The 19647-nt window shown below is 34.8% G+C and carries 15 protein-coding genes; 11 read left to right on the forward strand and 4 right to left on the reverse strand.

The window, feature by feature from the left end; translation table 11 throughout:
* The first annotated feature begins 89 nt into the window (after positions 1-89).
* The 4 genes from K6119_RS04365 to K6119_RS04380 are packed head-to-tail and all read left to right on the forward strand — an operon-like array spanning position 90 to position 3441.
* Positions 90-926, forward strand: coding sequence for a hypothetical protein (locus tag K6119_RS04365; RefSeq protein ID WP_221835727.1), 837 nt, complete (start codon positions 90-92; stop codon positions 924-926).
* 28 nt (positions 927-954) lie between these two features.
* On the forward strand, positions 955-1515 hold the full coding sequence (locus tag K6119_RS04370) for a hypothetical protein (RefSeq protein ID WP_221835729.1): 561 nt from the start codon (positions 955-957) through the stop codon (positions 1513-1515).
* Between the two features lie 38 nt (positions 1516-1553).
* Entirely contained in the window at positions 1554-2675 is a 1122-nt protein-coding gene (locus K6119_RS04375) for a hypothetical protein (RefSeq protein WP_221835731.1), read from the forward strand.
* 1 nt (position 2676) lies between these two features.
* Entirely contained in the window at positions 2677-3441 is a 765-nt protein-coding gene (locus K6119_RS04380) for a hypothetical protein (protein ID WP_221835733.1), read from the forward strand.
* 17 nt (positions 3442-3458) lie between these two features.
* Here the strand turns inward: K6119_RS04380 and K6119_RS04385 are convergent, their stop codons facing one another.
* On the reverse strand, positions 3459-5000 hold the full coding sequence (locus K6119_RS04385) for an FAD-dependent monooxygenase (protein WP_221835735.1): 1542 nt from the start codon (positions 4998-5000) through the stop codon (positions 3459-3461).
* Between the two features lie 72 nt (positions 5001-5072).
* Complete coding sequence (gene ccsA / locus K6119_RS04390) at positions 5073-8255, reverse strand: cytochrome c biogenesis protein CcsA (protein WP_221835736.1); 3183 nt, start codon at positions 8253-8255, stop codon at positions 5073-5075.
* A gap of 298 nt (positions 8256-8553) precedes the next feature.
* Between ccsA and secDF the strand changes: the two genes are divergently transcribed.
* The 4 genes from secDF (at position 8554) to K6119_RS04410 (ending at position 13723) form a co-directional block, all read left to right on the forward strand.
* Positions 8554-11718: a protein translocase subunit SecDF gene (gene secDF / locus K6119_RS04395; protein WP_221835738.1), complete on the forward strand. Its 3165-nt coding sequence runs from the start codon at positions 8554-8556 to the stop codon at positions 11716-11718.
* Between the two features lie 68 nt (positions 11719-11786).
* Positions 11787-12128, forward strand: a complete 342-nt coding sequence (locus K6119_RS04400) for a Sec-independent protein translocase subunit TatA/TatB (protein WP_237828095.1) — start codon at positions 11787-11789, stop codon at positions 12126-12128.
* Between the two features lie 2 nt (positions 12129-12130).
* On the forward strand, positions 12131-13087 hold the full coding sequence (locus K6119_RS04405; protein ID WP_221835742.1) for a calcium/sodium antiporter: 957 nt from the start codon (positions 12131-12133) through the stop codon (positions 13085-13087).
* A 9-nt stretch (positions 13088-13096) separates the two neighbouring features.
* The gene (locus K6119_RS04410; RefSeq protein WP_221835745.1) at positions 13097-13723 is read left to right on the forward strand and encodes a hypothetical protein; all 627 of its coding nucleotides are present in this window, start codon (positions 13097-13099) and stop codon (positions 13721-13723) included.
* A 1-nt stretch (position 13724) separates the two neighbouring features.
* Here K6119_RS04410 and K6119_RS04415 read toward each other — a convergent pair whose 3' ends face one another.
* Both K6119_RS04415 and K6119_RS04420 read right to left on the reverse strand, forming a co-directional pair.
* Entirely contained in the window at positions 13725-14009 is a 285-nt protein-coding gene (locus tag K6119_RS04415; RefSeq protein ID WP_221835747.1) for a hypothetical protein, read from the reverse strand.
* Positions 14010-14096: 87 nt separating this feature from the next.
* Positions 14097-14963 carry a Cbp1 family collagen-binding glycoprotein adhesin gene (locus K6119_RS04420; protein WP_221835749.1) on the reverse strand — a complete coding sequence of 289 codons (867 nt, stop codon included), beginning with the start codon at positions 14961-14963 and terminating at the stop codon, positions 14097-14099.
* A 137-nt stretch (positions 14964-15100) separates the two neighbouring features.
* Between K6119_RS04420 and K6119_RS04425 the strand changes: the two genes are divergently transcribed.
* Genes K6119_RS04425 through K6119_RS04435 form a run of 3 tightly spaced genes read left to right on the forward strand, consistent with a single transcriptional unit; the run spans position 15101 to position 19645 of the window.
* A complete protein-coding gene (locus K6119_RS04425; protein ID WP_221835751.1) occupies positions 15101-16879 on the forward strand; it encodes a M61 family metallopeptidase in 1779 nt (592 codons plus the stop codon).
* Between the two features lie 5 nt (positions 16880-16884).
* Positions 16885-18783 carry a sulfatase-like hydrolase/transferase gene (locus tag K6119_RS04430; RefSeq protein ID WP_221835753.1) on the forward strand — a complete coding sequence of 633 codons (1899 nt, stop codon included), beginning with the start codon at positions 16885-16887 and terminating at the stop codon, positions 18781-18783.
* Positions 18770-19645: a diacylglycerol/lipid kinase family protein gene (locus K6119_RS04435; protein WP_221835755.1), complete on the forward strand. Its 876-nt coding sequence runs from the start codon at positions 18770-18772 to the stop codon at positions 19643-19645. The genes K6119_RS04430 and K6119_RS04435 overlap by 14 nt, the downstream gene beginning before the upstream one ends.
* The last annotated feature ends 2 nt before the right edge of the window (positions 19646-19647 follow it).

Below are 19647 nucleotides of genomic sequence, written 5' to 3' on the forward strand. Positions count from 1 at the left end.
GATTTAAAATCAGTAGATAGATAATCAAATTTTTTCCGGTAAATTGCTTGTATTGATAGTTCAGCACTACGCACATTAACCCAAAACAAATGAAACATTTATTCATATTAATATTACTACTTTCCTTTAATACTCTCTTTTCTCAAGAGCATTCCTATTTGTTTGAAAAAAGTGTAATCAAGGAAAATAGAGTTTATAAAATTGTAGAGTATGATCCTGAGGATTCTGTAAAGTTCTTTGAACAATATCTAAATGGTTATTATTCTCTCTATGACACTTTTGGAAGGATGGTAGAATCTAATTTTTACGTCCCTAATTATCTTGACACAGCTTGGATTCCATTTGAGACAAAGAATTATTTTATGTATGATTCTTTAGACAACAAAATTGGTTTTATTCAAATGGATCAGTTTCCTTCTCCCTCTTTCAGAAAGATTGAACTGAAGTCATATGGATACAATTCAGACTCTGTAAAAAAAGTAGCATTGGAATCTCCCTGGGAAACGCACTCAAATTTCATTTTTACAGAATATAGTTTAAATGAAGAGCAAAAGCATATGGCTACAGACACTTTTAAAATTAATGATTATCACAAAAGTGTAAGTTACTTTAATGATTCAACTCGATTTGCAGACATTTTCTACAATCAATATGGATTAATAGATTCCATCATCCGACATGATATTTGTATTGGTGCACCTGGCAGACACATTTGCCAAACAAGAATAGTAAACACTTATGATTCAAAGGGAAATTTGGTAAAGAGGGTTGTGCAATTATATCAGCTAATCAGAGAAAAAAAGCTCTATTCAGAAATTGAATATTATTATCTACAAAGCGGTTTACTTGATTATATAACAACGTATTTCACAAGTACCCAAGAGAAACAAACTTCAAAGTTTAAGTATTACTACAGGACGATTTAAGGCAATCAATACTAATTTGACAACAAACATGTTCACAAAAACTTACATACTTCAATTTTTCTTATTAGCAGGTCTTTTTATTGCCACAACTATCTCCTTTGGTCAAAAGCAAAGAACAGTAAGTGATACACAATATTTTTTATGCGAAGCTGACTCTATTTACAACAGATTTATAAAAGATTTAAAATCAAAATCTGTAGATACCATCTTCACCTTACACTATGATTTTGATAACGGCAGAGTAGAAAATTCGGCTTTCTTTATTATTTGGAGAGATCGTGGTAAAGGGTTTGTAAGACAATTTGTTGGATGTGATTCAATTAAATCTGATACCACTTATGCAGACACTACCTCAATTGTTGAGGATTATTTCAGCATGAACGTTTACAATACAAAAGGCATAATTGAAACTGACATTATACAGTCTCATGGAATGGGATATACAGTGGTTGTTCAAATCATGGATCTGCAATATTCTCACAATGTTAGAGATTGGCAAAGAAATAATGCCCTAAACCCTTCTGATCAAAGAATACAATGGATAGACCTATTTGAAAAGAAAATTGGTAACCCTTGTTTGGTAGAATAAAATGTATCTTTATGTGCACAATGTAACCCAAAAATATTATGAAATTCTACTTCATTGCAATTTCTTTATTTACATCAATTGTTTCGTTTTCTCAGAATAAAAAAGCAGCTTTGATAGTAGCCGAGTTTGTAGGAACAGAACCAAACATGTACTTCGATTGTATCACAGCCACTCATTTCAAAAATGGAAAGTTCGTATCAAAAGAGAGTATTCTTAACAAATCTGATATTTCCTGGTGGAGTAAAAAGAGTAAACAACCTTTTGAATATGGCCCATATTATATAGCCTCTAATCGTTTTGTGGTGTACAAATTTGGATTTTGTTTTGATACTAAAACAAAGAAAATTTTTAATATCGACGGTTTAATTCTAAATGTCACCGACAGTTCAGTTGTTTATACTACACAGGAGAGATTTAAAGAACCTCTTTATTATAAGTACAATTTTGATAATGAAACTACCTGTGAAATTCAATATTTACCTTCCAATTCAAAAAGAGTAATATCTCCTAATCAATCCGCCTTTGCTGAATCCAAATATCAAGAAAAGTTATTCATTAAAATTGGATCTACTAATACAATAGACACTTTCACCTGGGTTGACACACTTGTCAGTCGAAATCAAATAATTAGCTCTGATCAGATAATTATGCACTGGCTGGATAATAGTACTCTTATAGTCAGTTTAGAGATTTTAACGTCAAAAGGAATAGGTATTTTACTTGTTGCTTATGATCTTGAGAAAAAAAAGAAAACTGTAATTGAACCTTTTATTAGAAATAGGTTCTTTGATCACAATACAAAATTCCGATCTAAATCGGATCAGTACGTCTATTTAGATTTGGAAAATGGTTATCTCCAATTAGATGTGAATACTTTGGAAATAAAAACTGGTTCAGGACTTAAGTATAACTACAATATTGAAAGATCTGTTGCTGAAGATGGCTCCACTATTCTTTTGCATAATTCTGATACTATTAGGAAAGGGAATATTGCTTTTCCTATTGCTGTCACTTCAGACTATATCGGAATGGACCTACCTACTGAAGACATCAATATGTTTTTCTCTGAAAAGTATACCGTATGGAACTCCAAAAAAAATAATTGGATTGAATTTGATACCAAAGGAGCTTGCAGAGTAATTGGTTGGATTAATGAATAATATGAGACCTTTATTAATCACAGTAACGATCCTCTTTTCTTTTTCAAGCCTATTGGCCCAGAAAAATGATTGTAAATCTCCATCTTTTGACCACATTGTATTTTTTGTGAATGATACTACAATAGAGAATTCTTTATCGCCAATTTTTACTTTAGGTGAAAAACTAACCACCGTTCATCAGCATCAGGGAACTACCAGTAAATTCTACTTATTTTACAACACATTTATCGAATTCATCTACCCAACTGATACGTCTGCTATCAAATTAAATTCTGTGAGTTTTGGTAGTAATTATTTTGAAAGGTGGCAAGATTCAATAGAGGTATGTAAACTGGGAGTTGGAATGATTCGCGAACCTTTTGACAGCACTTGTAAAGACGTTCACCCATACTACAGCAAAGACAACCCTGACTACTATTTGATGGAAAAAAACAACCAAAACAAATCTGATGTCCTCATCTACTCATCTTCTTCAAAACATACCTACTTTAAAATTGATTCCATTGAAGATTTGAAGAAGTTTCATGCACCTCCATTTTTGAAAGATTTTGAGGATTATTGTCAGCACCCTTCCGGCATAAAAAAACTCACAGGATTTAGAATCAAAGGACCATCCTTTGAGACGAAAGTAAATTTTAAACTGCTTTCTGAAACGACTTGGATTGAGTTAAAAAATAGCTCCAGGTTTAAATTCATCCTGGAGTTTGACAATCACAATCAAAACAAAACTCTCAAGGTCAATAAATGGCTAAAAATCAAGTATTAAACATTGACACTACAATCTTACTTCAACCCCACTTTCTCTAGATACTCTGACATCTGCTTTTCCTCTACTTCATTTGAAATAAAAGCAATGTAATTGTCCGGACGTACCAGAATAAACATTTCGTTCACAACTCCTAAAGCTTTCCACTTCTCTGTATTTTGATCTTCTATCACCTCTATTGGCAAATGGAATGAGGCTTTTAAAATGTCTTTTTGTTCATCTGTCATTGGAGATGAATGGATGTGAACCATACTAAATCCTGCTGATTTCATTTTTAGATGCAAGTTGTCATCCTGAAAATATGGAAATCTATCGCCGGCATCAAAAAGCAACTCATCATCACTGGCATCAATAGACATATTGGCATCTACGTATGAATATCCGGTTTGAGATACTGTTTTAAAAATTCTAGGTCGAACTTTGCTGTTTTTAAACATTCTGGCAGCCAATGGCAAGGCAATGAACTTTCTGGCAAATCTGTAAAACCAATTGGTGCTGCTCATCAAAGTAAAACCTCTATCGGTAAACTTTAACAACCATTTTGCAAAAGGCATTCGTTCTTCATCATAAGTATTCAACAACTTCTCAGGGCTCTGACCTTTCAGTACAAAAGCCATTTTCCAGGCAAGATTATAAGCATCTTGCAATCCGGTATTCATTCCTTGTCCTCCAGCAGGACTGTGAATATGTGCAGCATCTCCTGCTAAATAAACTCTGTCTTCACTGAAATGATCTACGGCTCTGTGATGCAGTTTATATGTAGCAAACCAATTCACTTCTTTGAATTCCATTGGAATTTTCATGGTTTTCTTTACCACTTCTGATAAATGGTCAAAAGTTAACTCCTGCACTTTATTCAACTTACGCGGAATGGTTCCTATTATCCTGTAATTCTCATCTCCGGATAATGGCATAAAAGCACAAAAATTATATTGAGAAGGTGATATTATCAATTTATTATAACCTTCTTTCCAGTCCACTTTTGCATCAGCTACAAAGAACTTTTGTTCATAAGTACCTCCTTTAAAACTAAAATCTAATTGTCGTCTTACAATACTTCTGGCTCCTTCACAAGAAACTACATACTTGGCTTTGATCTCAAATTTATCACCATCCTTTTCTGCCAGTGCAATTACCTTTTCTTTATATTCCTTGAGCTCAATAAATTTGGTTTGCCACATCACTTCTTTCCCTTGAGCTTGCAAATGCTTGTACAATAAACTTTCATTCTTGTATTGCTCAAAAGCTAACATATATGAGAAATCGGTCAATCCTTTTCCTATCTCCCCTATTTTCACCTCTGCTTTTGCTTTACCATTGCGATACAAGCTAAAAGACTCCATTCTTTTCCCATTGGACAACACTTCATCCGCTAGTCCCATTTGCTGATAAATCTCCATGCTACGGGCCGTTACAGCAATAGCTCTTGATTCAACAGTTGGTCCGTCTTTTAAATCGATAATGGTAAAATTGATGTCGAATCGGGCAAGTTGATTAGCCATCATAAGTCCTGTAGGACCAGCCCCAACAATCAATACGTCAGTTGTGATATCATTCATAGAGTAGAAGGTTTTACCCAAAATAATACAACTTTTGACAAAAAGTAGCTTTAAATCAAGAAAATTTCAGATTTACTGCATGTCGTCTTTGAAGCTCATTTTCCCCTCTTCTCTCCATTTCTTGGCTTGTAGCCATTTGATAAATGCAACTAGAGATAAGACTCCAAATAATCCAACAGCTATTGGAACCCACAACGGAATTGGAACAGGGTCTCCTTGTGCATATGAGTGCAATCCTGACAAATAGAAGTTTACACCAAAGAAGGTCATAATAATACTTCCAAATGCCCAGAAAGACCAGAAGTTAAATGCAAACTGACTCTTCATAAAAGGAATGAATCTGATGTGCAATAACATTACGTATGCCACTACAGAAGCTAATGCCCATGTTTCTTTTGGATCCCATCCCCAATATCTACCCCAGCTTTCATTGGCCCATACTCCTCCAAGGAATGTTCCTATGGTAAGCATAAATAAACCTATGGTGATGATAATCTCTGAAATGTGAGATAACTCTTTACTAGTCAACAAAATCTTCTTGTAGTTGTCTCTATTCATGAAAACAAATAGGCTCATGATAATTAAACCAATCATTGCTCCTAATCCAAGGAAAGCATAACTTCCCGTAATTACAGCCACATGTATCATTAACCAGTAAGATTTCAGTACAGGTACCAAAGGGGTAATGGTTGGATCCATTTGGTTCATATGGGCAACAAACAATAATAACCAAATTAAAATTCCGGCTGCACCTAAAACGATTCTGTTTTTAAAGTAGAAGATCATTCCTGCAACTAGCGTCACAAAGGCTATAAATACCACTGCTTCATATCCATCACTCCAAGGAGCATGCCCTGACAAATACCAACGAACACCTAATCCCAAACCATGCAAGATTCCAAAAACAGCCATCAACCAAAAGCCGATTTTCATCATCCAGCCAAATTTGAAACTGGTAGCAAAAATTTGAATGAAGTATAAAACCAACAATACCAATGAAATAAACAGAATGAAATTCATGATTATTTTAAAGATATTCAGCTTATTGTATGCTATCTCCAACTCCACTTTTGTTGATGAAGGCAACATTTCTTCAGGTGTTGTTTTGTGTTGATAAGTAGATATTAAATCCACTACTTTATTAGCTCCATCCCAATCTCCGGTTTGCGTTCCTTCAATTACACTGTTCATGTATAATTTCATAGCGCCAGAAACAAATAATGAATCTTCTGTCGTTCTGTTAGCTGATCCGTCATAAGGAGAGTACCAAGTATGAGTTGTGTCATTAGGCTTAGGGAAGATTCTCAAATAATATCCATTAATTACCCCCAACATAATACTGAATCGCTCATCAGTTTTAATCAAATCTTTGTCGTATTCACTTCTGCTAGATGCACTTTTTCTATTGGCTTCAGCTACTTCCTCTTCCAGAATGTAGCTCATATCTGTATTCATAAAATCAATGAATGCAGCTCTGCTTCCATCAAGGTTCAGTTTCTCTCTCAGTTTAGGGCCAGACACAAAAATGATCGGTTCTTGAAACCATAAAAACGGATGTGTATGCCAGCTAATGAAGGTTTGTGTAGCACTTTGATCCTTATAAGAAGATTGTCTACTCACTTTTCTCAGTAGCTCTAAAGCGGTAGTATGCACCGGTTTAATTCTACCTTCAAAATCTTGAATTAATAGTCTGGAGAATTTATCTGCATGTTCTGCATCAATTACCGGTAAATCAATTTGCTGATTATCTTGAGCGTATGTTGTGGTGGATAAACCAATCAACAAAAGCAACATTAAACTCAATTTCTCTCTCTTCTCTCTGATTTCATCTGCTTTTTTAATGAGCATTCTAAATCTTGAATTTTTTCCAAATAAATTAATGAAGAAGCCAATTCCCAATAATAAATAGCCTAAATAAGTTAGAATAGTTCCGGGTTTGTCATGGTTAACACTTAAAATGGTTCCTCTTTCATCAGGATCATAAGATGATTGGAAAAATCTGTACCCTCTGTGATCCAATACATTGTTCATGAAAATTCTATAATCTTCATTTATTCCTTCTTCGGTATCAATCAAAGTTACCTCACTTGCGTAGGAAGAGGGTTTCATTGTTCCGGGATACTTTTCCATTTGAAAATCTCTCAATGCCAGTGAAAATGGCAATTCTATCACTCTTGAACCAAAAGCAATTTCATAATACATATCTCCTATTTGTATGTATTCATAAGCAGGATATTGACCTTTTCCTCCCTTTAGTAAAAGTTCTGTTTTATCACCATCTTGATCAATTTCAAGTCTGAGTGCAACATAGCCATTCATATTTCTATTACTGGCTAAAACTTCTTTGCGGGCACCTAGATAGAAATTGTTGAACATGATGTTCATCTCCCCAATTTGATAAAGATGTTTAGGTATGAACTCATGGATTGAATCTTTAAAAATTACTCCTTGCTCTATATTAGAAGTATCCATCACACCTGGTCTTGGACCATTCATCTTCATCCATCCCATGTCATATGGAGACAATACGTATAATCCTGTATCTGTTTGAAATACTTTAACTGCTTCAGGAAATGCTTCTGTTTCAAAGCTAATTTTTAAACCATTCTCAAATTGTTTGGTTGTTCCTGCCTGAATATAATGATGTTGCATTCCACCGGTTACCAAATCAATATAAGCATCACCTTCTACATCCGGAATTAAAGTATCCATTGGATTGCGGATGATATCCAAACTTTTCATTTGAATGTTATGCTCTTTAAAATCAAAAGCATGTTCAAAATAATTGTTGTGGTTAAAGGCAAAACTCAATGGATGACTCCACTTAGTATCTTCACTTACATAAGAAATGGCATTGGTATCAAGGTATACCGGCAAGTCAAAAGTGTATTGATCTTGCGTATCATGCGCTTTTATCTGCAAATAAGTATCCTGTGTAACAATGATATTGCTAGATGCTCCTTCTCTGATTGTCATTACCCCTTCATATCCAATATAACGAGTTACCAAAGCTCCTATGGCAATCACTAAAAATGCTAGGTGGAAAAGCAAGCTGCTCATTTTTTGCCAACGAAGCAATTTGTATCTTATAATGTTGTACAGTAATGAAAAAGAAAGGTAAAAGAGTAAAAGAGTGAACCAATTAGTTCTGTAAACCCACTTATATGCTACATCTCTTCCAAAATCATTTTCAATAAAAGTTGCCCAGCCAATGAGCATAAAAAATGCCAATAAAGCCAGAACAGTTAAGGGCATTGAGAAAATTTTATTGAGTGATTGCTTCATGTACTACAGCTAACTGATTAGTAAAAAGTGAGCACAAAGTTAATGTGTTTTTTCAGTTTTTGAGATTTTTCTGACAAGTAGATTATTATCGTCCGATACCTCTCAAAACTCCTAAAAATCCTGATTTATTGGGGCAGTGGAAGTTTTGATATGAAATATATGCGAAACATTATTTAAACAAAGTCCTAATATCAGTTAAATAGATTGGTATAATCGAATTGAAGTTCTATATTTGCACCCGTTCAAAAAAGTACATTAAGTAAAAACAATGAAAAACAAAGGATTTTTTTGGTCCGTAACGATTGCACTGGCACTAGCGTGCATTTACCAGCTTTCTTTCACATTAGCTACAAACAATTTTGAGAAAAAAGCTGAAGATTCTGCAGATGCAAAAATCGATTCAATTCTTAACCCTGAATTTGGCGTAACTAGCGTTGAATTAGGTGGTGAAACTTATGATCCAACAATTGCATTGGATTTAGAGGAAATCAGAGAGTTCTATATCGACGAGTATTTGAGATCTAACGCGAATGAAGAGGCACATCCATTTGGATTTACCTACGCAGAGTGTCAAAAAAGTGAGATCAATCTAGGATTGGACCTTCAAGGAGGAATGAGTGTGACTTTGGAAATTTCTGTACCAGAGTTAGTAAAGGATTTAGCAGGTAACACAAGAAACCCGGCTTTTAATGATGCTTACGCAGTTGCGCAAGAGCAGACAAATGCTGGTGAAGGTGATTTTATCGACCTATTTGTTCGTGAGTGGGAAGCTAAAAATCCAAATGAGCCATTGGCAAAGATTTTCTCAATCAGAAACCCTGATCAATTAGCAAGTAACTCTTCAAATGAAGAAGTAAAATCTTTCTTAAGTAGACAGGCTAACGAAGCTTTAGACGGAGTTGAAATCATTATTGAGAAAAGGGTAAACTCTTTTGGAGTTGCTCAACCAACTATTCAAAAACTACCTGGTTCAAACAGAATTTTTGTTGAGTTACCTGGTATTAAAGACAAGGAATCTGCAAAAAGAAAATTACAATCTACTGCAAATCTTGAATTCTATGAGGTTTATGATAACATCAGAAACCCAGAGCAACCTTTTGGTGTAGGTGAAATTTTATATGGAGCAGGAAGCAACATTGAGTCTGAATTGTCTGAAGCTTTATTTGGAGAAGATGCAATTACTGAGGATAAAGAAGATACTTTATCTACAGAACTTCCAATCGACACTTCAGCTACAGCACCTGATACTACAAACAATTTGTTATCAGATCCTGCAGAATTGTTAGGTGAAGATCCTGAAAACGAATTATTACAAGAGTCTGATAGCGGACCTGATTCATTAGGGGCTGAGCAACTTTCAAGAGCTGAGCAATTACGTAAGTATCCATTACAGTCTTACTTGATGCCTAACACTAACCGTGAAGGAAATGCTTTATTGGCAGGACCGGTAGTTGGTATCGCACAAGTAAAAGATACTGCTGTTATCATGACAAGATTGAGACATGAGGTTGTTAGATCTAAATTCCCAGAAGATTTAGTATTCATGTGGGGAGCGGAAGAACTTCAAAATGCTCAAAAACAAGACAACGGATTCATTTACCTATATGCTATTAAAGTTCCGGATAGAGGAGCAAGAGTAGACGGTGATGATATTAAAGATTCATACACAGCTACTGATAACACTAGTATCAATGAATACAGAGTTGTATTAAACTTTACAGATTTAGGATCTCAAAAATGGGGTGAAATGACTGGTGACAACGTTGGAAAACCTGTTGCTATCACAATGGATGAATTAGTTTATTCAGCACCTTACGTTGAAGAGAAAATGACACATTCATCTTCAATCACTGGAGGATTTGACTTATTTGAAGCAAAAGACCTTTCAGGATTGTTGAACGCTGGTGCACTACCTGCTCCGGTAAACATTGTAGATGAAACTATCGTTGGACCATCTTTAGGACACGAGAATATCAACTCAGGAATGTGGTCATTTGTTTTTGCCATCAGTCTTGTATTGATTTACATGATTTTCTATTATGCAAAAGCCGGTATCATTGCTGACTTAGCATTGATCATCAACATTTTCTTCTTAGTTGGAGCTTTAGCATCAATGAAAGCGATTTTAACTTTACCTGGTATCGCAGGTATCGTATTAACCATTGGTATGTCAGTGGATGCCAACGTACTAATCTTTGAGAGAATCAGAGAAGAGTTACGTCATGGAAAAGGTAAAAAAGGAGCGGTTAAAGACGGTTTCCAAAAAGCCTTGGCTGCAATCTTGGATGCGAACATTACTACCTTGTTAACAGGTATTGTTTTAGCAACATTTGGAACAGGACCTATCAAAGGTTTCGCCACTACATTAATCATTGGTATTTTCACCTCTTTCTTTGCGGCAGTGGTAATTACCAGATTAATTGTTACATCTTTCCTTGACAAAGACAAAGACGTTTCTTTCTCTACAAAAATCACAGAAAACTGGTTTACTAACACAGCCATTCCTTTTGTTAAAAAGAGAAAATTATTCTACCTGATTTCAGGAGCAATTGTGATAGGAGGTTTAGCTTCTCTATTTACTAAGGGACTTGACCTTGGTGTTGACTTTTCTGGAGGTAGAAAATATGTTATTGAATTAAATCAAGAAGCAGATTACCAGGGAATCAGAGAAAACCTTACATCTGTATTTGAAGGTAACACACCAGAAGTTAAGAAAGTAGACAATAGCCATACAGCTATGATTACTACTAAATACAGAATTAACGAACCAGGTCTTGAAGTAGATACTACTGTTCAGGCAATGGTATTGGGTGGATTAAATGACATGGGATATGAAGTTACCGATAAGAGCATTAAATCTTCTAATGTACTTGCTCCTACCATTTCAAAGGATTTGAAAAACAATTCAATCTACGCAATTGGATTCTCTTTGATTATTATCTTCTTGTACATCTTGTTTAGATTCCGTAAATGGCAATATGGTTTAGGAGCCTTGATTGCAATGGCGCATGACGTTGTTATTGTATTATCATTGTTCTCAATCTTCTATGGTATTTTACCATTCTCAATGGAGATTGACCAGGCATTTATTGCTGCGATTCTGACAGTTGTGGGTTACTCAATAAACGATACGGTGGTTGTATTTGACCGTATTCGTGAGTATTTAAAAATTCACCACAAAAAAGACCAAAAAGAAGTAATCAATATGGCATTGAACTCTACTTTAAGTAGAACAATCAATACATCAGTGTCTACATTTATTGTATTGTTGATAATTTTCTTGATGGGTGGAGACGCAATTAAAGGATTCACATTTGCCTTAATGGTAGGCGTAGTCGTAGGTACTTACTCATCTCTATTCATTGCAACGCCTGCTGTAATAGATTTTTCTAAAAGATCTAAAGAAGAAAAGGCAAGCACTGAAGTAGAATAGTGAAATAAATATTAAGTAAATTTGCACCCTGACTTGTTTATCATGTCAGGGTGTTTTTTTATAATTGAATGATGTTACTTTTTTTAAATAGTCTTGGAACCTGGGAAGTATTTTTCATACTTCTTGTAGCTCTTATGCTATTTGGATCAAAAGGAATTCCGGATGTGGTGAAGAATTTAGGGAGAGGAATGAATGAAATCCGCAATGCATCAAATGAAATAAAAAAAGACATTCAAAAGTCGGCATTAGAAATGCGTAAAGACCTAGAACTGGACAAACACCTGCAGGACATTACGAATATGGACAAATTGCTTGAGGACAAACCAAAACAGGTTCATTCAACTCCTCAAAATCAAGAATCTACCGATACCGATCCTGAAACCCAATCTGAAGAACCTAAAGACAAATAAGCATGATGTACCTTTTACTAATATTAGGACTTGTCACTTTAATTGTAGGTGGTGAGTTTTTAGTACGTGGGGCAGTGGGTATTGCCAAAAAAGCACAAGTATCTACGCTTGTGATCGGTATGACTGTTATCTCATTTGGAACATCTGCTCCTGAACTTTTTGTTAGTATTGATGCAGCATTAGATGGTAATCCTGAAATTGCCATAGGAAATGTTGTTGGATCAAATATTGCCAACATTGCTTTAGTATTAGGAATAACTGTATTGATCTTCCCAATCGCAGCCGGAAGAAATAGTAAAATCATTGACTGGCCAATGATGATGCTGGCCACTATTTTATTCTTTGTCTTTTCACTTGATTTGGAAATTCAAACATGGGAAGGAATTGTGTTATTTGGCATTTTGGTGATATTCACTTTTGGCCTCATTAGAAATTCACGGAGAACCATGAAAAAGAACAAGGCAGCTGCTGAAGATGATGACGAAGAAATTTCCAAAGTAAAAGACAAGATTGGTATATCCTTGTTATTCACGCTTGGAGGTTTAGTTGGACTTTACTTTGGTGCTGAATGGTTGGTTGAAGGAGCTATTAAGATTGCAGAATCATTTGGGATGGAGAAAAGAGTTATTGCAGTTACAGTAGTAGCATTTGGAACATCTGTACCTGAATTGGTAACATCAGCTGTGGCAGCATTCAAGAAAGAAACTGATATATCAGTTGGGAATTTAATTGGATCTAACATCTTTAACATCATGGCTGTTATTGGAATTACCTCCATTGTAAAGCCTATTGGAGTTGAAGCTGAAACCATCAATTTTGATATGTGGTGGGTATTAGGAATAGCTTTGGCCTTGCTTCCAATGATGATAATTGGAAAGAAAATCGGTCGATTAAAAGGAGCTATTCTTTTAAGTTCTTATGTTGTTTACATATCTTTATTGGTGATGTCTATTAATTAAGGACAAACCGTGAAGTATATTTTATCTGTAATTTTCTTAGTTTCATTTTATAGTTTCTCTCAAAAGAACTTGTTGAAATTCATTCCTAAGTTTGAATCAGATAGCTTGCACATTTATCCAAGTGCTTATTCCAACTTATTGACATACGCTAAAGACAAACAAACTTTTAGATTTAATGGAGAAGTAATTCCACAATTTGTAGCAAGAGAATTTGGCTTGGATAGTTTGTATAAAGCAAAGGCTTATGTAGGAATAGGAAAATTCAAGTTTGATGCTACTTCAAAATATCAAGGTGTTGTTGTGGGCATTGAATATTCATACGCCTACAGTTCTAAAATCATTTTAGCGGTAATTGATAAAACTACCAACAAGATTGTCTTTAATACAGATTTGGCCTATTACTCAGTAATTGAGGGGACAGCAGAGCTTTTACAAAATGCCACTATTTGTGATTTAGACCATGATGGCGATTTAGACATTGCTGTTATCTCCAATACAATTGACTATGAACTACCAACTGATGAACTTCCTAATGCATCAGGTACAGCAGGCTATACATATTTGTACGAAAATGGGAATTTAGTTTACAGCTCAATGAGTAAGTCATTGTTTAAAGTAATGTGGATTCTCAAATAGCCTAAATCTCTTCATCTAAAATATCATCTGTGTTTTTGCGTTTTGCTTCTTCCTGAATGGGCCACTTACGTTTAACTGTAGAAATCAATATTAAAGGCCAAATAATCAAAATTAACAGGCTTAGTAGCATCCAGGTAATAATCTCATCCAGCCCGCACAAAAAAGCATGACAATCCAAGCTAGGATAAACTATCACTAACCAAAGTAAAAACAATACCGCTACTGCTCCAATTAGATTATAAAAGAATAAGGTAACTCCCTTTCCTGCGCCATGTTTATTTGACAATACGGCAGCATAAATCCATAGAAAAAGGACGCCGGCAACTATTAGTAAAACGAATTAGTCACCCATAAGTTTTGGTTTAAAGAATAACTAGTCTACTACTACAACCAGGTATTTTGATACCTTCCAAAACGACTTTGGATCGTTGATTTTAATAGTATGGTTTTCACCGGTAGACACTACTTCATAAGCAGAAGAAGGGTGATCCGTTACAAATTTCACTTTTTCTCCAGTGATTTGAATTGTCTTTGTTCTAGTGATGTCAATTGGCGTAAAATATTCGTCATTCATATTATCTGCCAACTCAGTACGTTTCTTCATTCCAAGAAAACCACCTTCTCTAACAATAACTCCATTTGCTTCTAACTCCTTAGTAGATCCGTAAGCATAATATGCTTTGTTTAATTCCTGTAAAGTTTGAGCAGTAATCATTGTTTGCTCTTCGTAAGCCTCTAACAATTCAACATACTCTCTATCTAAATCAGCTAACTCTACACGCAACATTTCAATTTCTTCTTCTTGCACCTGGATTTTGTCCATTAGGCTAGTGATCATGTTTTGCAATTCTTCAATTTGCAAGTTTTTGTTCTCCAAAGATTTGTTCAACTCTTTTACTTTCTTGGTGTTTTCTTCACGCAAGTAGTTGATATTTTGAATTTCTTGTAAAATCCATTGTTTACCATCTTCCTCTAACTCAATGTCATTTGATTTAAATCTGATCTCATCTTCTTTTAGATTGATCATTGCCAGATTCTGCTCAATCTCATTAAACAACATCATTGTCTCATTGATTACAGAATCTTTCTCTGCCAATTGATCTTCCAACACTCTCATTTCGGATTTTAGTCTTGCAACTTCCTCGCTATCTCCGTTTGAAGTTCCTTCAGTTCCTTCTCCTTCACCTTTGCATGATAAAATGAATACCGATAAAATTGTTAATGCTAAAATCTTTTTCATGTTGTAAATTTTGATCATCATTAATTTCTGAAAATTGTACTAATTGCGGTTTATACACCGTTTTAGCCAATTAGCAATAGGACAAAGCTAATTATTATTTAATTCAAATGTTTACTTTTGAACTAAAATCACAGGAAATGACTAAACGCTTTTTTTTATTGCTGGTATGCTTTTATTTTTCGTTGAATTCTTTAGCGATTAAAATTGACTATCAATTAGGGATGAAAACTCCCAACTCACATTATTTTCAAGTAGAAATGTACGTTTCAGACTTTAAAGCAAAGGAATTGGAGGTTAAAATGCCTGTTTGGGCTCCCGGTTCATACTTGGTAAGAGAGTTTGCTAAAAGCGTTAATCTGGTTACTGCCAAAGATGAGAACGGTAAAGACCTTGAAGTGACAAAAACCAACAAAAACACCTGGATTATTCCTACTAAAAAGGTTAAAAAAGTTACTATCAGTTATGAAGTATATGCATTTGAATTATCAGTAAGAACTAGCTTTTTGGATGATTCGCACGGATATGTAAACGGAACTTCAATGTTTATGTATGTAGCCGGAGAAAAAGATGCGAGTGGAACTTTGGCAATTAAACCTCATGCTTCATTTAGTAAAATTTCAACTGCTCTTAAAAGTGAAGGAAACAATACTTTTAGCTACGAAAACTATGATCAATTGGTAGACTGTCCTATTGAAATTGGAAATCAGGAGATTTTTACTTTTGACGCAGGTGGTGTAAAACACACAGTTGCCATGTACGGTGAAGGAAACTACCACATCCCTACCCTACAAAGAGATATGGCAAAAATCGTAGAAGCTGAAACAAAGGTTTTTGGTCAAAATCCTAACAAAGAATACTTGTTTATAGTTCACAACTTAACTGTTCCATCCGGAGGTTTAGAGCACAAAAGTTCTACCACATTAGAAGTTAACAGATGGACCTATGAAGGAAGCGCTTACTTAGGTTTTTTAAGTCTTGTAGCACATGAATACTTTCATTTATGGAATGTTAAAAGAATCAGACCAAAAGCACTTGGACCATTTGATTATGACAATGAAAACTATACAGATTTATTATGGGTAATGGAAGGTTTTACATCATACTATGATGAGTTAATTTTAAGAAGAGCCGGATTTTACTCAGAAGAGGATTACATAGGAAAATTAATAGGGACAATCAACTATGTTGAAAGTCAGCCCGGAAACAAAGTTCAGCCTGTTGCACACGCAAGTTTTGATGCTTGGATCAAAGCTTATCGCCACAATGAAAACTCGGTAAATACAACCATTTCATATTACTCAAAAGGGCAAATTTTAGCTGCTATGTTGGACCTTTATATCATCAATAAATTCAATGCAGAAAAATCATTGGACAACTTTATGCAAAAGCTTTGGAGTGATTTTTATGGTAAAGATGGTTCAGGATTTACTGAAGATGAATTTAAAAAGACCTTGGAAGATTTCTTGGGAGAAAACATGGACTGGTTCTTTGACCCTTATGTTTATGGTACAGAAACCGTAGATTATATGAAATTCTTTAACGGGGTTGGACTAAAACTGGTTCAATCTAGAGCTAAGGTAAATGCTTCATTAGGCGTTTCAACTTCAAATCAAGGAGGTAAACTAATTGTCAATACTGTTTATGCCGGTAGTGCGGCTGAACAGCAAGGAATTTCTGTAAATGATGAGATTATTGCAGTTGATGGATATCGTGTAGATCAGGAAGAATTGAGTGGAATTATTGGACGAAAAGAAGTTGGAGATCCAATAGAAGTGATTCTTTCAAGAGACAATATTATTAAGAATTATACGATTAAACTTGGAGGCAGCAATGCTACCAGGTATCAATATGATGCAGCAGTAGAAGAAAGCTACACCAAAAAATTCAACTACTGGTTGCGTGTTGATTTGAAATAAATCAAATGAACAACATCTTACCAAAATATTTGCGAAAGCTACTTTTGAAAATGGGCATTTTTATGCTCATTTTCAGTTTATGCAGATTGCTCTTTTATCTCTACAACAAAGAGTCTTTTCCTAATGTTGGCTTTAGCGATTTTTTGGCAGGAATGTGGTTTGATTTGATCACCACAAGTTTCTTATTCTATCCAATTATATTAATTGAATTATTTCCGAACAAAGACAGGACTAAAAAATGGTTTCGTAGAACAACCCTCCTAACAACTTCTATCATTATTAGTTTGGGGATGTTTTTTAACCTTGTTGACATTGTATACTATCCATTTTCAATGGCTAGGTCAAATAGCTCCTTATTTACCATGCTTGGATTTGGAAACGATTTAAGGGATCAAATCCCATCATACATTGCAGATTTTTGGTGGCTCATTTTGCTTTATGTAGGACTTATGTTTGCCAGTTTTTATGGATTTAAGAAAATTGGTCAAATAGAAGATGACAGTGCTCAAATCAAGCCCTGGAAACAATGGACAATTTATATTTTATCTGCATTGATGGTTGTTTTCATTAGCAGAGGAGGTTGGGTTTACAAGCCTATTCGTCCCACTGAAGCTTCAAAGTATACCAGCACTGAAAATGTCCAATTGATTTTAAATTCAACCTATACAATGATTAGCAGTATAGGCCAATTGAATCTTGAAGAAAAAAGTTATTTCAGTGAAGAAGAAGTTGCAATTATGATTCCTACTGTGCACAAAGAAAAAGGTGTGGGCAGATACAAGGATCAAAACGTCATGATCATCATCCTGGAAAGCTTTAGCATAGAGTATATTTCTTCACTGAACAAAACAGGCAAGTCTAATGCCACATTTTTTGATCAGATGGTAGATTCATCACTGGTATTTGATTGGGCTTTTGCCAATGGTAAAAAATCAATTGATGCCGTTCCGTCTATTTTGGCTTCTATTCCAAAATTCATGAATGACGAGTATCTACTAACCCCCTATTCTACTAACAATCTACACGGATTGCCTAAAATTTTCAACGAATTGGGATATGAAACTTCTTTTTATCATGGAGCCAGCAATGGTTCTATGAATTTTGATGCTTTCTGTTATTTGCTAGGATTTCAAAACTATGTTGGACGTAATGAATTCAATAATGACGAGCATTATGACGGAACCTGGGGAATTTTTGATCATGAATTTCTACCATGGACTGCCAAAAAAATAGATGATGTTGACAAGCCGTTTTTTGCGACGGTATTTACCATCTCCAGTCATCCACCCTATACATTACCAGATGAATTTGAAAATAGCTTCCCCAATGCTACAACACCAATGGAAAAATGTATTGAATATGCGGATTCGTCGTTGCACATCTTTTTTAATGAAGCCAGAAAACAACCTTGGTTTAATAATACTTTATTTGTTATCACTGCTGACCATACACCAAGTTCAGAAGACTACCATTATACACATGACAGAGGAAGACTGCATGTTCCATTAATGATATATCACCCCAATGACAGTATTTTAAAAGGACACATTTCAAAAACAGTAGGACACATAGATATTATGCCTACAGTATTGGATTTAATTGGATATGAACAAAGCTATTTTGCTTTTGGAAATTCAATGTTGGGAAATAAGGGCGGATACTCAGTTTCAAATGTGGCTCAAAAAAATTACTTCATGATGGACATTGACTCCAACGGATATCAACTCATAAAAATGGGAGATGAAATAATGGGATTGTATGCTTATGCAGATAACAACATGTCATATAACTTACTGGAATCTAAACCGGAAATTTTATCTATTATTAATAAAAAAATGAAGGCTTTTGAACAAGTCTATAATCATGCATTAATTCATAACCAAACATCCATTGAAAGACAGTAAAAAAATATTGTTTTTGATCAATCCCAAATCAGGGATTGGAAGTAAGGAAGACTTGCCTGATCTAATTAAAGCACAAACTCCTGAAAATTTTGAAATGGAGATTACCAAAACGCAATCCAAGGATCATGCTAAGGAAATTTGTGAAGCAAACAGAAATGATTTAGATGCAATTGTTGCCATTGGTGGAGATGGAACAGTAAGTGAAGTTGGCAGTCATTTAGTAGGATCAAATTGTGCTTTAGGAATTGTTCCTTCAGGTTCAGGTAATGGTTTGGCTCGTCATTTAAAAGTGCCTTTAAACATCAAATCTGCCGTAGAAAGAATCTATCACTTTGATAAAAAGAAATACGATACAGGCACTGTCAATGATCGCTTTTTTGTATGTGCTGCAGGTTTTGGTTTTGACGGCTATATAGCCGGGATATTTGATGAACAACCTAAAAGAGGATTTCTTACATACGCTAAGCTGGTTGCTAGTTCATACGCAGCTTTTGAACCAATCGAATTTAAATTTGAATTAGATGGAAAAACGCATGTGGAAAAGTCACTATTATGTGCTGTAGCCAACGCTTCACAATTTGGAAATGGATTTACAATTTCTCCTTCATCCGATATGCAAGATGGACAATTTGAGTTAGTTTTTGTAGAAAAATTCCCTTTAATAGGTACTCCTGTTGTTGGAACTCAATTTTTTACCCAAAGTATCAATAAATCTAAATACTGGAAATCTTTTACCATTAAGGATAAGCTTACATTGGAGGTATTAAATGCAGAAAGCTACTTTCATTTGGATGGTGAACCGGCAAAAGGCACTAAATTGTTCAACATAGCAATTAAACCCGGAAGTTTGTATATACTATAAAA

It is taken from the genome of Paracrocinitomix mangrovi (genome assembly GCF_019740355.2).
Classification (GTDB): domain Bacteria; phylum Bacteroidota; class Bacteroidia; order Flavobacteriales_D; family Crocinitomicaceae; genus Paracrocinitomix; species Paracrocinitomix mangrovi.

What these genes read in the sequence shown, in the direction of transcription:
- K6119_RS04365 (WP_221835727.1), top strand. Translation starts at nt 90, where the DNA reads ATGAAACATTTATTCATATTAATATTACTACTTTCCTTTAATACTCTC.
- K6119_RS04370 (WP_221835729.1), top strand. Translation starts at nt 955, where the DNA reads ATGTTCACAAAAACTTACATACTTCAATTTTTCTTATTAGCAGGTCTT.
- K6119_RS04375 (WP_221835731.1), top strand. Translation starts at nt 1,554, where the DNA reads ATGAAATTCTACTTCATTGCAATTTCTTTATTTACATCAATTGTTTCG.
- K6119_RS04380 (WP_221835733.1), top strand. Translation starts at nt 2,677, where the DNA reads ATGAGACCTTTATTAATCACAGTAACGATCCTCTTTTCTTTTTCAAGC.
- K6119_RS04385 (WP_221835735.1), bottom strand. Translation starts at nt 5,000, where the DNA reads ATGAATGATATCACAACTGACGTATTGATTGTTGGGGCTGGTCCTACA.
- ccsA (WP_221835736.1), bottom strand. Translation starts at nt 8,255, where the DNA reads ATGCCCTTAACTGTTCTGGCTTTATTGGCATTTTTTATGCTCATTGGC.
- secDF (WP_221835738.1), top strand. Translation starts at nt 8,554, where the DNA reads ATGAAAAACAAAGGATTTTTTTGGTCCGTAACGATTGCACTGGCACTA.
- K6119_RS04400 (WP_237828095.1), top strand. Translation starts at nt 11,787, where the DNA reads ATGATGTTACTTTTTTTAAATAGTCTTGGAACCTGGGAAGTATTTTTC.
- K6119_RS04405 (WP_221835742.1), top strand. Translation starts at nt 12,131, where the DNA reads ATGATGTACCTTTTACTAATATTAGGACTTGTCACTTTAATTGTAGGT.
- K6119_RS04420 (WP_221835749.1), bottom strand. Translation starts at nt 14,963, where the DNA reads ATGAAAAAGATTTTAGCATTAACAATTTTATCGGTATTCATTTTATCA.
- K6119_RS04425 (WP_221835751.1), top strand. Translation starts at nt 15,101, where the DNA reads ATGACTAAACGCTTTTTTTTATTGCTGGTATGCTTTTATTTTTCGTTG.
- K6119_RS04430 (WP_221835753.1), top strand. Translation starts at nt 16,885, where the DNA reads ATGAACAACATCTTACCAAAATATTTGCGAAAGCTACTTTTGAAAATG.